The organism is Geomonas anaerohicana (assembly GCF_016458305.1).
In the GTDB taxonomy this organism is placed as follows: domain Bacteria; phylum Desulfobacterota; class Desulfuromonadia; order Geobacterales; family Geobacteraceae; genus Geomonas; species Geomonas anaerohicana.
Window position 1 is genome coordinate 564,864 of sequence record NZ_JAEMHL010000002.1, and the last position, 12,183, is coordinate 577,046.

At 60.7% G+C, this 12,183-nt stretch carries 12 protein-coding genes; 11 read left to right on the plus strand and 1 reads right to left on the minus strand.

Annotated features, from left to right (window positions below; all coding sequences use genetic code 11):
- Nucleotides 1-78 precede the first annotated feature (78 nt).
- The 3 genes from JFN91_RS05800 (at nt 79) to JFN91_RS05810 (ending at nt 4,588) form a co-directional block, all read left to right on the plus strand.
- Nucleotides 79-1,728 carry an AMP-binding protein gene (locus tag JFN91_RS05800; protein ID WP_199388239.1) on the plus strand — a complete coding sequence of 550 codons (1,650 nt, stop codon included), beginning with the start codon at nt 79-81 and terminating at the stop codon, nt 1,726-1,728.
- Nucleotides 1,729-1,855: 127 nt separating this feature from the next.
- Complete coding sequence (locus tag JFN91_RS05805; protein ID WP_199388240.1) at nt 1,856-3,046, plus strand: M24 family metallopeptidase; 1,191 nt, start codon at nt 1,856-1,858, stop codon at nt 3,044-3,046.
- A gap of 216 nt (nt 3,047-3,262) precedes the next feature.
- Nucleotides 3,263-4,588, plus strand: coding sequence for a citrate (Si)-synthase (locus tag JFN91_RS05810; RefSeq protein ID WP_199388241.1), 1,326 nt, complete (start codon nt 3,263-3,265; stop codon nt 4,586-4,588).
- 367 nt (nt 4,589-4,955) lie between these two features.
- Here the strand turns inward: JFN91_RS05810 and amrA are convergent, their stop codons facing one another.
- On the minus strand, nt 4,956-5,507 hold the full coding sequence (gene amrA, locus JFN91_RS05815) for an AmmeMemoRadiSam system protein A (protein ID WP_199388242.1): 552 nt from the start codon (nt 5,505-5,507) through the stop codon (nt 4,956-4,958).
- 495 nt (nt 5,508-6,002) lie between these two features.
- Between amrA and JFN91_RS05820 the strand changes: the two genes are divergently transcribed.
- The 8 genes from JFN91_RS05820 (at nt 6,003) to JFN91_RS05855 (ending at nt 12,173) form a co-directional block, all read left to right on the plus strand.
- A complete protein-coding gene (locus JFN91_RS05820; protein WP_199388243.1) occupies nt 6,003-6,209 on the plus strand; it encodes a hypothetical protein in 207 nt (68 codons plus the stop codon).
- A 147-nt stretch (nt 6,210-6,356) separates the two neighbouring features.
- Nucleotides 6,357-6,770: a nucleoside-diphosphate kinase gene (gene ndk, locus JFN91_RS05825; protein ID WP_183346629.1), complete on the plus strand. Its 414-nt coding sequence runs from the start codon at nt 6,357-6,359 to the stop codon at nt 6,768-6,770.
- A gap of 65 nt (nt 6,771-6,835) precedes the next feature.
- Entirely contained in the window at nt 6,836-7,870 is a 1,035-nt protein-coding gene (rlmN, locus tag JFN91_RS05830) for a 23S rRNA (adenine(2503)-C(2))-methyltransferase RlmN (protein WP_199388244.1), read from the plus strand.
- A 106-nt stretch (nt 7,871-7,976) separates the two neighbouring features.
- Nucleotides 7,977-8,840, plus strand: coding sequence for an S-methyl-5'-thioadenosine phosphorylase (mtnP, locus tag JFN91_RS05835; RefSeq protein WP_199388245.1), 864 nt, complete (start codon nt 7,977-7,979; stop codon nt 8,838-8,840).
- Between the two features lie 90 nt (nt 8,841-8,930).
- Nucleotides 8,931-9,848, plus strand: a complete 918-nt coding sequence (locus JFN91_RS05840) for a PfkB family carbohydrate kinase (RefSeq protein WP_199388246.1) — start codon at nt 8,931-8,933, stop codon at nt 9,846-9,848.
- Between the two features lie 102 nt (nt 9,849-9,950).
- On the plus strand, nt 9,951-10,703 hold the full coding sequence (locus JFN91_RS05845; protein ID WP_199388247.1) for a tetratricopeptide repeat protein: 753 nt from the start codon (nt 9,951-9,953) through the stop codon (nt 10,701-10,703).
- Nucleotide 10,704: 1 nt separating this feature from the next.
- Entirely contained in the window at nt 10,705-11,574 is an 870-nt protein-coding gene (locus tag JFN91_RS05850) for a helix-turn-helix domain-containing protein (RefSeq protein ID WP_199388248.1), read from the plus strand.
- 218 nt (nt 11,575-11,792) lie between these two features.
- On the plus strand, nt 11,793-12,173 hold the full coding sequence (locus tag JFN91_RS05855; RefSeq protein ID WP_015719816.1) for a response regulator: 381 nt from the start codon (nt 11,793-11,795) through the stop codon (nt 12,171-12,173).
- The last annotated feature ends 10 nt before the right edge of the window (nt 12,174-12,183 follow it).

Sequence of the window (12,183 nt, forward strand, 5' to 3'; positions counted from 1 at the left end):
ATTGGTAAAACCTTTTATTTCCAATAAGTTGTTTTTACGCGAACGACTGTTTGATATGAAGAAACAGCAGGGGGGATCATGTCGAAAGAGATCAATTTGACGGTCGGGGCGCTTTTGGATGACATCGCCGGAAAATATCCGGATAACGAGGCGCTGGTCTACGTGGAGCGCGGTCTGCGCTATAGCTATCGCGAGTTCAACGAGCGGTGCCGTCAGGTGGCCAAGGGGCTGCTGCGCATGGGGGTGAAGAAGGGCGATCACCTCGCCATCTGGGCCTACAACGTGCCGGAGTGGGTGACGCTGCAGTTTGCCACCGCCAAAATCGGCGCGGTGCTGGTCACCGTCAACACCAGCTACAAATCGGCAGAGCTGGAGTACCTTCTGAAGCAGTCCGACGCCAGCATGCTGTTCCTGGTGCAGGGCTTCAAGGACACCAATTATATAGAGACCCTGGCGAGCGTGGTCCCGGAGCTTGCCGGCAGCACCCCCGGGCAGCTCGTGAGCGCCACGCTCCCCTGCCTGAAGCACGTGGTCTATCTCGGCGACGGTGCCCCGGACGGCATGATCAACTTCGAGCACATCGTCGAACTGGGCGCGCAGGTTGCCGACGCCGAACTGGAGGCGGTCGAGCGGACTCTCTCCATCCACGACGTGATCAACATGCAGTACACCTCGGGCACCACCGGGTTCCCGAAAGGGGTCATGCTGACCCACCACAACGTGGTCAACAACGGCTTCAACATCGGCGAGTGCATGCGCTTCACCGAGAAGGACCGCCTCTGCATCCCGGTTCCCTTCTTCCATTGCTTCGGCTGCGTCCTGGGCGTCATGGCCTGCGTCACCCACGGCACCACCATGGTCCCGGTGGAAATCTTCGATCCGCTCAAGGTGCTGCAGGCCATCGAGCAGGAGCGCTGCACCGCCGTGCACGGCGTGCCCACCATGTTCATCGCCGAACTGGAGCACCCCCGCTTCGCCGAGTTCGACCTCACCTCGCTTAGGACCGGCATCATGGCCGGCTCCAACTGCCCCATCGAGGTGATGCGGCGCGTCATTCGCGACATGCACGCCAGCGAGATCACCATTGCCTACGGCCAGACCGAGTCCTCCCCGGTGATCACCCAGACCCGCACCGACGATCCCATCGAGCTGAAGGTCGCTACGGTGGGGCGCGTGCTCCCCAACGTGGAGCTGAAGATCGTCGACATCGAGACCGGCGCTGAACTCCCCCCGGGCAAGCAGGGGGAGCTGTGCACCCGCGGCTACCTGGTCATGAAGGGGTACTACAAGATGCCGGATGAGACCGCCAAGGCGATCGACGCCGACGGCTGGCTGCACACCGGCGACCTCGCCGTCATGGACGAGAACGGCTACTGCAAGATCACCGGCAGGATCAAGAACATGATCATCCGCGGCGGCGAGAACATCTATCCCCGCGAGATCGAGGAATTCCTCTACACCCACCCGAAGATCTCCGACATCCAGGTTTACGGCGTTCCCGACCGCAAGTACGGCGAGCAGGTGATGGCCGCGGTGGTCCTGAAGCAGGGGAGCGAGATGACCGAGGAGGAGGTCAAGGAGTTCTGCCGCGGGCGCATCGCGAACTACAAGATCCCCAAGTACGTCCGCTTCGTAGACTCCTACCCGATGACCGCCAGCGGCAAGATCCAGAAGTTCAAGCTGCGCGAGATGGCGATCCGCGAACTGCAGCTGGAAGAAAATGTCTGATCCCCGGTGCAGCTTCTCTAATAACCCCTTGATCTGACTGGAGTGCAGGGGTTGACGCAGTCCCGATTGTGAGTTATCTTTCCCTCTCCTCCTCATGAGCTTTGCTCGTGGGGAGAGGGGAGGGGATATGCGGCTCACGCCGAAGAACGAACTGGAATACCGCTACAGGAAGCTGCAAGTCGAGATGGCGGCCGCGGGCATGGACGCGGTCCTCATGGTGCAAAACGCCGACCTTTTTTATTTCACCGGGACCGTGCAGACCGGTGTGCTCTACGTCCCCGTTTCCGGTGCACCGCTCTACCTGGTGCGCCGCGACTTCATGCGGGCGCGCATGGAGAGCGGGCTCGCCCACGTGGTCCCGCTTCCTTCCCTGAACCAGTTGGCCGGCCTCATCACCGAACATGGCCACCCGCTGCCGCAACGTCTGGGTCTCGAACTGGACGTCCTGCCGGTCAACCTCTACCAGAAGTACCTCTCCCTCTTTCCCAACGCACAGGCGCTGGACGCCTCTCCCGCCATCAGGCGGGTGCGCATGATCAAGAGCCACTACGAGATCCACATCCTACAGGACGCCGGCACCCAGGCCGATAAGGTTTACCGGCGCGCCGTCGAGGTGATCCGCGAGGGGATGAGCGAGGTGGATCTCGCCGCCGAACTGGAACACCTTTCGCGCCAGGAGGGGCACCAGGGGTACGTCCGTATGCGGGCTTTCAACGGGGAGCTCTCCGGTGTCCAGGTGCTCTCGGGCGCTGACGGCGCCGCTCCCGCCTGCACCAACACGGCCCTTGGAGGGATGGGGCTCACTCCTGCCTTCGGCCACGGCGCCAGCTACAACAGGATCAGGCGCGACGAGCCCATCATCGTCGACCTGGCCAGTTGCTATGACGGCTACCTGGCGGACCAGACCAGGGTCTTCGCCATCGGATCGGTTTCGGAGCGCATGCGGCGCGGTTACGAGGACATGCTGCGCGTCGAGGAACTGATGGTGGAGCGCGCCGTGGAGGGCGCCAGTTGGGGGGGGATCTACGATGCCTGTCTGGACCTGGCACGGCGCATGGGGTACGCGGAACACTTCATGGGGACTCCCGGCAGCCAGATCTCTTTCATCGGTCACGGTCTGGGCATTGAAATAGACGAATATCCCTTCATAGCAAAAGGGTTCTCCGATGAGACACTGCAGGTAGGTATGGCCTTCGCCTTCGAGCCGAAACTCGTGTTTCCCGGGGAGGGCGCGGTCGGCATCGAAAATTCATTTTATCTCTCCGAACAGGGACTTAAGCGTCTCACCTTCTCAAGTCAGGAACTGGTACTGCTATAACGTGAATTAAAATGTATGCAAAATACTAGAACACAATTTTTTTGTGTTGAAATTGGATCTGCGCAATGGTATACATTTGAAAAATCTTTGTATACAGTATACCTACCTCACGCAACCGGCCGAGTGTCATTGGCGACCGGCACGGTGTCAGCGGGCGATTCGATTTTGTAATTCGACGTATGTACCTCAACCCCAACAGAAAAGGAGATCTGGCACATGACGCAATTGAAAGAGAAGTTGTTTGAGAAGATCCAGGCCCACCGCCCCCGTATCACCAGGCTGACCAAGGAGTTCGGCTCCGTGGTCATCGACAAGGTGGACATCGGCCAGTGCATCGGCGGCGCCCGCGACATCAGGTCGCTCGTCACCGACATCTCCTATCTCGACCCGCAGGAAGGCATCCGTTTCCGCGGCAAGACCATTCCGGAGACCTTCGAGGCTCTGCCGAAAGCTGCCGGCTCCGAGTACCCGACCGTCGAGTCCTTCTGGTACTTCCTGCTGACCGGCGAAGTCCCGACCCTGGACCAGGTCGCCGCTGTTGAGGCCGAGTTCAAGACCCGCCAGGTTGTGCCCGAGTACGTCTACACCGCCGTACGCGCCCTTCCGAAAGAGAGCCACCCGATGGTAATGCTCTCCGTCGGCATCATGGCGATGCAGAAAGACTCCAAGTTCGCTGCCTTCTACAGCGGCGGCAAGTTCAACAAGATGGACGCCTGGGAGTACGTGTACGAGGATGCCAGCGACATCGTCGCCCGTATCCCGGTTCTCGCCGCATTCATCTACAACCTGAAGTACCGCGGTGACAAGCAGATCGGCATCGATCCGAAGCTCGACATGGGCGCCAACTTCGCCCACATGATCGGCCAGAGCGAGCAGTACAAGGACGTGGCAAGGATGTACTTCATCCTCCACTCCGACCACGAGTCCGGCAACGTTTCGGCCCACACCACCCACCTGGTGCACTCGGCCCTCTCCGACCCGTACTACGCTTACGCCGCAGGCCTCAACGGTCTGGCCGGCCCGCTGCACGGCCTTGCCAACCAGGAAGTTCTGGGCTGGATCATGGAGTTCCAGAAGAAGCTTAACGGCGCCGAGCCGACCAAAGAGAACGTCACCAAGGCTCTCTGGGATACCCTCAACGCCGGCCAGGTCGTTCCGGGCTACGGCCACGCCGTTCTCAGGAAGACCGACCCGCGCTACACCGCACAGCGCGAGTTCTGCCTCAAGACCCCGGGCCTCAAGGACGATCCGCTGTTCAAGTTGGTCGCCATGATCTTCGAGACCGCCCCGGGCGTCCTCACCGAGCACGGCAAGACCAAGAACCCCTGGCCGAACGTCGACGCACAGTCCGGCGTCATCCAGTGGTACTACGGCCTCAAGGAGTGGGACTTCTACACCGTTCTCTTCGGTGTGGGTCGCGCCCTGGGCTGCATGGCCAACATCACCTGGGACCGTGGTCTGGGCTACGCCATCGAGCGTCCGAAGTCCGTCACCACCGACATGCTCGAGAAGTGGGCTGCTGAGGGCGGCAGGAAGATGTAATTTGGCTCTGCCGTAAACTGCACAACAGAAAGGGGGCACCTCGGTGCCCCCTTTTTTTATGGCTGTATCAGTGATCCGTGTTGGTATTTGCTTTGATCTCGTTCCCAGGGTCTATCTTGGGAACGCAAAGCCTTTCAGAAGCTCCAGCTTCCCTCGGATACATAGCTGGAGCTCTGCGCCATGGGTTCCCAAGCTGGAGCTTGGGAACCAGGAAAAGCAGTCTTTGCGTTCTCAGCGGATGCTCTGCGTTCTTTGCGCTACAGCTTTTGGCGTTGTGCAATAGTAGGGCAAGCGGGAGGGAGTGGGGCAGGGGAAGGGGAAGGTAAGCCGCTCAGGCGATGAGCGGCTCCCGACGCTGGTCACTTAATTACTGCTGCTCGCCGAATACCTCGGCGCTGAAGACGTAAAGGTCGGCCCCTTCCTTCCAGTCGTCCATCTTGAGTCCGGCCTTGAGGGCGGTCTGGTTTAGGAAGGTCTCCCGGTCCCAGTGGTGCTCCACGGCTACCTGCGGGAGCAGGACGCCGCGGGAAAAGTTCTTCTCCAGGTACAGGCCGTGTTTGCCCACTTCTACCTCCTCGGGGGAGGAGATCTTGCTCAGGGGCGACAGCACGGATATCTCCAGTTCGAAATCGCCCAGATCGGCCTCTTTCATCGGGTAGAAACGCGGGTCCCTGGTCGCGGCGGAGGCGGCCATTTCCTGCACCAGTTGGTAAAGCGGCTTATCGGAACTGAAATTGCCGATGCAGCCCCTGAGCGCCCCCTGTTTCTTGATGGTGACGAAGCACCCCTGCGGTACGGAGAGTTTCTCGTCGGTGACTTGCTGCATTTTCAATTTGCCGGTCTGGACGGTGGCGGTGATCGCCTCCCGGGCCAGGTCCAGAAGAAGTTTTTTGTCTGCAGAATTGAGCGTATCGTTCACGGCGTCCCCCTGGGTGGCGTTGCTCCGTGCTCGCCGGAGATTAATGGGGCCAAAATAATATATTTGCGAGCCGTTTACAAGAAAGAAGCGTGCTGGGCACCCTGATTCTGTCCCGTTTTTTCACCCCTGGCCGCTCATGGCAAATGCGGAGCGCTTGCTTTGCCGGGTGAAGAAGGAGGGAGAGCGTGGAGTCGAGCCTGGTGTAAGCCGCGTCCGTACAGGTTTTCGGCGATAAAACAGTACCTTGCACGGACGCTTCTCCTTTTGCCAAGCACCCTCCGTGGGCATCGAACGGTGAAATTCCGTTTCCTGCATGTTTGGCTAAACCATCCAAAAGTTCGGGATAATCCTTTAATATTTTTTTGCGATTTCCAGCTTTAAAAAGTATTGACTTTTCCAGGAATGCTAGTATATTCGCCCTTTGTTGTCGCACGAAAAAACCATGCGCTTTGCGCAGTAATGGTAAATCTAAAAAGAAAAGAGGTGATATCGTCAATGAAAAAACTGATCTCCTTGGCACTTTGCCTGGCTCTGGCCCTGTCCTTTGCTGCTGGCTGCAAGAAGAAAGAAGAGGCTCCGGCTCCGGCTGCTGAGCAGGCTGCTCCGGCTGCTCCGGCTCAGGCTCCGATGTCCTCCGCTAAAGCTCCGGAAGCTGCTCCGGCTGCTCCGGCTGCTCCGGCCGCTCCGGCTGAGAAGAAGTAAGCTGAAGCAGGGTCACCCTGTTTCACGAAGCCCACAGATCCATCTGTGGGCTTTTTTTGTCTCTCTATCCGGCCATTTGCCTTGACAACGGGCGGACCGGAATGCTAATTAGAAGGGTCGTCAACTACAATGAGTTCGGAGGAAACAATGGAAAGAACATTTGCCATCATAAAGCCTGATGCAGTCGAGAGGAACGTCACCGGCAAGGTGCTCGCCATGATCGAGGCGGGCGGCTTCAAGATCGTCGGCATGAAGAAGATCCTTCTCTCCAGGGCACAGGCTGAGGGCTTCTACTACGTGCACAAAGAGCGTCCGTTCTTCGGCGACCTCTGCACCTTCATGTCCCGTGGCCCGGTCATCGCGCTGGTGCTGGAAAAGGAAAACGCCATCGCCGACTGGCGCGGCCTGATGGGCGCCACCAACCCGGCTAACGCCGAGGCCGGCACCATCCGCAAGGAACTGGGCGTGAGCATCGAGGAGAACACCGTACACGGCTCCGACTCCCCGGAGTCCGCTTCCTACGAGATCCCCTACTTCTTCAATCAGCTGGAACTGGTTTAATTCGAAGCAGGTTCAGGCAGATCAAGAGCCCTTCGCGAGAAGGGCTTTTTTAGTATCCGGAAAGCATGGAAAAGACCGATATAAAGAATTTGACCCTCTCCGGGCTCGAGGCCTACATCTCCGGCCTGGGCAAGGAGCGTTTCCGCGCCAAGCAGATCTTCAAGTGGCTCTACCAGATGGACGCCATGGACTTCGACGAGATGACCAACGTCTCCAAGGAATTCCGGGCGGTACTGAAGGAGCGGGCCGAGATCAGCAACCTGATCCCCGAGGCTGTCGAGGCCTCCGGGGACGGCACCAGGAAGTACCTGTTCCGGCTCGCCGACGGCGCCAGTGTCGAGAGCGTCCTTATTCCCGACGAGGGGAGAAACACGCTCTGCATCTCCAGCCAGGTCGGTTGCGCCATGAAGTGCGCCTTCTGCCTGACCGGCACCTTCGGCCTTGCCCGCAACCTGACTACGGCCGAGATCGTGAACCAGGTCTGCGCGGTGAAGCGCGAGCACCCGGTGAACAACATCGTCTTCATGGGCATGGGGGAGCCGCTGGCCAACCTCGGCGCCGTGATCCCGGCGGTGAACATCCTCACCGACCCGGACGGCTTCCAGTTCTCCACCCGCAAGGTCACCGTATCCACCTCCGGGCTGGTCCCCGAGATGGCGGAGCTGGGGCGCGGCTGCACCGTGAACCTCGCGGTCTCACTGAACGCCACCACCGACGAGGTCAGGGACCAGATCATGCCGGTGAACCGCGCCTACCCCCTGAAGGAGCTTCTGGCCGCCTGCAAGGCGTTCCCGCTTCCTTCGCGGCGCTGGATCACCATCGAGTACGTCATGATCCGGGATTTGAACGACACCCTGGACGACGCCAAGCGCCTGGTGCGCCTGATCAGCAACATCCCGTCCAAGGTGAACCTGATCCCGTTCAACGAGCACGACGGCTGCGGCTTCAAGAGCCCGACCCAGGAGACCATCGACCGTTTCCACAAGTACCTCCTGGACAAGCACGTCACGGTGATCACCCGCTCCAGCCGCGGCGGCGACATCTCCGCCGCCTGCGGGCAGTTGAAGGGGAAGCTGGACCAGATGCAGCAGCAGGATTAGCCGCTGCTTGCCCTCACCCTGACCCTCTCCCGGAGGGAGAGGGGATGTGGACGTGCCTGACACAAGATATCGCTACTACATATTTCAATGACGCAGGAGGGAGCTTATGGCTAACGAGGTAATCGGTGTAATCGGCGGCAGCGGCCTGTACGAGATGGAGGGGATGACCGGGGTGACCCAGGTGACCGTTGATACCCCCTTCGGCCGCCCCAGCGACGAGTACGTGACCGGCACGCTGGACGGCGTGCAGATGGTCTTCCTGCCCCGCCACGGCAAGGGGCACCGCTTCACCCCCAGCGAGGTGAACTACCGCGCCAACGTCTACGGCATGAAGAAGCTCGGCGTCACCCGGATCATCTCCGTTTCCGCCGTGGGGAGCCTGAAGGAAGAGATCGTCCCCGGGCACATCGTGGTGCCGGACCAGTTCATCGACCGCACCCGCGGCTTCAGAAAGGACACCTTCTTCGGCAACGGCATCGTAGGCCACGTCCAGTTCGCCGACCCGGTCTGCGGCGAACTCTCCGACATCCTCTACCGCGCGGCGGGCGAGGTGGGGGCCACGGTGCACAAGGGGGGCTGCTACGTCTGCATGGAGGGGCCGGCCTTCTCCACCCGCGCCGAGAGCCACATGTACCGCTCCTTCGGCGCCTCCATCATCGGCATGACCAACCTCACCGAGGCGAAACTCGCCCGCGAGGCCGAGATCTGCTACGGCGTCATCGCCCTCTCCACCGACTACGACTGCTGGCACGAGTCCCATGACGACGTCTCGGTGGAGGCGATCATCGAGATCATCAAGAACAACGTCGCCACCGCCAAGAAGATCATTCGCCAGGCCGTGGCCCAGGTGGCCGCCGGACGCGGCTGCGCCTGCGGCGAGGCCCTCAAGTACGCGGTGATCAGCGATACTTCGGTGATCCCGGTCGAGACCCGTGAGAACCTGGAGCTGATCCTCGGCAAATACCTGTAACGCCCGTTGCGGCGCCCCGGTCGGACCGGCGGCGCCGCTTTTCATCTGCAAGCAGAACCAACCCTGATCCCGCAGCACACCGGAGGCTTTATGAGCATACTCGTCGTTGGATCCGTAGCGCTTGATTCCGTGCAGACCCCGTTCGGGGAGAGGGACCGTGTCCTTGGCGGCTCGGCCACCTACTTCTCCACCTCGGCCAGCTTCTTCACCGACGTCAACCTGGTCGCCGTGGTCGGCGAGGACTTCCCCGAAGAACATACCCGCTTCCTCACCTCGAGAAACATCGACTTGACCGGCCTCTCCCGCGTGCCGGGCGAGACCTTCCACTGGAAGGGGCGCTACGGCTACGATCTCAACGAGGCGCAGACCCTGGAAACCCACCTGAACGTGTTCGAGAGCTTCAAGCCGGTGATCCCCGAGTCGTGGGCCGACGCCCAGTACCTGATCCTGGCCAACATCGACCCGGAACTTCAGACGGAGGTGCTGAACCAGGTGAAGCAGCCGCGCGTGGTGGCCTGCGACACCATGAACTTCTGGATCTCCTCCAAGATCGAGGCGCTCAAGAAGGTGATCAGCCGGGTCGACTTCCTGATCATCAACGAGGGTGAGGCGCGCCAGCTCTCCGGCGAGGTGAACCTGGTCAAGGCCGCCCGCGCCATCATCGCCCTCGGGGTCAAGAACCTGATCGTCAAACGCGGCGAGTACGGCGTGCTCATGTTCAACGGCCACTCCGTGTTCGCTGCACCCGCCTATCCCCTCGAGGAGGTCTTCGACCCCACCGGCGCCGGCGACACCTTCGCAGGCGGCTTCATGGGGTATCTCGCCAACACCGGTAACCTCTCGGACGAGGGGATCCGCCAGGCGATCATCTTCGGCTCGGTGATGGCCTCCTTCAACGTCGAGGCCTTCAGCCTGGACCGCTTGAAGACCCTGACCTACCCGGAGATCGAGGCCCGCTATCGCAGCTTCAAGAACATGACCCATTTCCAGGGGGTAGGTGAGCTGTAACCGCACGCTGGGGCGGCCTCGGCTAAGGGCTCCTCATTGACAATGATCATCATATCTGTTAATTTTTGCAGGTGCATTTTCGCCAGTTATTCCGTGAGGTTTATGATCCGTCCCAGAACCTTCATGCCGGTTGTCCTCCTCCTGCTTGCCTCGGGATGCGCCCTGAGCAAGGCCGAGAAGAACCAGTCCATCTATCACTACCAGATGGGGCAGTCTTTCTTTGCCGAGAACAACTTCACGGGCGCCCTCCAGGAGCTGACCGAGGCCGAGAAGCTCACGCCCAAAGACCCGGAATTGCTTAACCTTTTGGGCCTTACCTATTTCCGCAAGGGCCGCTATGAACTGGCGGAAGCCAAATACCTGAAAGCGATCGATCAACGGGAGAACTACTCCGAGGCGCGCAACAACCTCGGCGTCAACTACCTGGAGATGAAGCGCTGGGACGACGCCATCGCCCAGTTCAAGATCGTCCAGGAGGACCTCTTCTTCCCGGGACAGGATAACGCCGCCGGCAACCTCGGGCTGGCCTACCTGGGGAAGGGGGACTACCAGCAGGCTCTGGCTGTGCTGCGCGGCCTGGTGGCGAAAAACGGGAACGATCCGCGCACCCGGGTGAACCTGGGGCGGGTCTACTTCGCCATGGACCGGACCGAACTGGCCGTTGACGAGTACCAGAAGGCGCTGCGCCTGAACGGTTCCTACGCGAGCGCCCACTACCATTTGGGGCTGGCGCTGATGAAGCTGAAGGATGCCGAAGCCGCCAAGAGCGCTTTCCAGGAAGTGGTACGGATCGCCCCCGATTCCGAGATGGGGCAGCTCTCCAGGGAGTACCTGGACCTGCTCAAGGTGAGGTAACGTGGCTGAGCCAGAGGTTGACAGCGGCACGGAAGTACCGGTTGGGGAATACCTGCGCGGTGTTCGTGAGGCGAAGGGGCTTGAGCTCGAGGAAGCGTCGCGCGTCACCAAGATCGGCAAGAACTACCTTGCCGCCATCGAGCATGGTGAATTTCACAAGCTCCCCAACGCCGCCTACATCAAGGGTTTCCTGAGGCTCTACGCCGGCTTTCTCGCCCTTTCCGGGGACGAGGTGGTGGCGCTCTACGAGAAGGGGCTTACCACGCCGCCCGGGATGCAGCCCGAGGTGAGCGCCCCGCGCACCACGCACGCACCGCGTTCGCAGGGGATGGCGCCGCAGACCGGGATCGACACCCTGGAGCGGGCCAAGATGCGCACCCCCGGCCGCTGGGTGGTCCCGGCACTGCTTCTGGGCGCCGTGGTGGTCGCGGCGCTCTTCTTTACCGAGGGCGAGCAGCCCAGGGTGCAGGCTCCCCCCGGCACTCCCGCCCCGGCCGCACCCCCGGCCCCGGCACCGGTCGCACAAACCGTGCAGAAACCGATGAGCAGCGCGCAGAACGCGGCTGCCCCGGTGCCGGCCGGGACCGAGACCCCCGCGGCGGCACCTGCCGGCAAGCAAAGCGGGATAGTGCTGAAACTGCGCTTCAACCGCGACAGCTGGCTCAGCATCACCATAGACGACAGCATCACCCAGCGCTACGACCTGAAAGCGGGCGACATCATAGAGTGGAAGGGGCAGCGCTCCTTTGCGCTGGATTTAGGCGACGGTGCTGCCGTGGAAGGGGAGTTCAACGGCCGTCCGCTGAAGGCGCTGGGCGAGGCGGGCAAGCCGGCCCACGTGGAGCTTAAGAGCGACCAGCCGGCGCCGTGATGCGAAGCGGCATCCAATGCGCTTAATGGGAACGATGAGAGACGGCACACCCAGCACCTGAAGGAGCGATTTTCCCGCCAAAATTGTAACCTCTTGGCTTTCCAAGCAGTTAACCCGGTGCTAGATAATCGCGCGCGCAGCGCGCAACCACGCTTGACACATCTGGCCGCAGTGTTAGAATCAATCCTGCAGTTTTTAATAAGAATCTGGAGCCGATCTTGCCAAAGCAGCCGAAGCGAATACTGGTAGTAGACGACGAGGAGAATGCGCGCATCGGCCTCTCCCGGTTGCTGGCCAAGGAAGGGTTCCTGGTAGACAGTGTGGCAAACGGATTCGAGGCGCTCAACTACCTGCGCGAGCAGGAGGTGAACCTGATCGTCACCGACATCAACATGCCGGAGATGAACGGCATCACCTTCTTGAAGGAGTTGAACCGCAGCTACCCGGCGAGCAACGTGATCATGATCACCGCCTACGGCGGTGTCGAGTCCTACATCGAGGCGATGAACCTGGGCGCTTTCGAGTACATCAACAAGCCGGTGAAGATCGACGAGTTGAAGTCGATCCTGAAAAAGATCTTCAAGGAAACGAGCCACTGAGCCACTGACC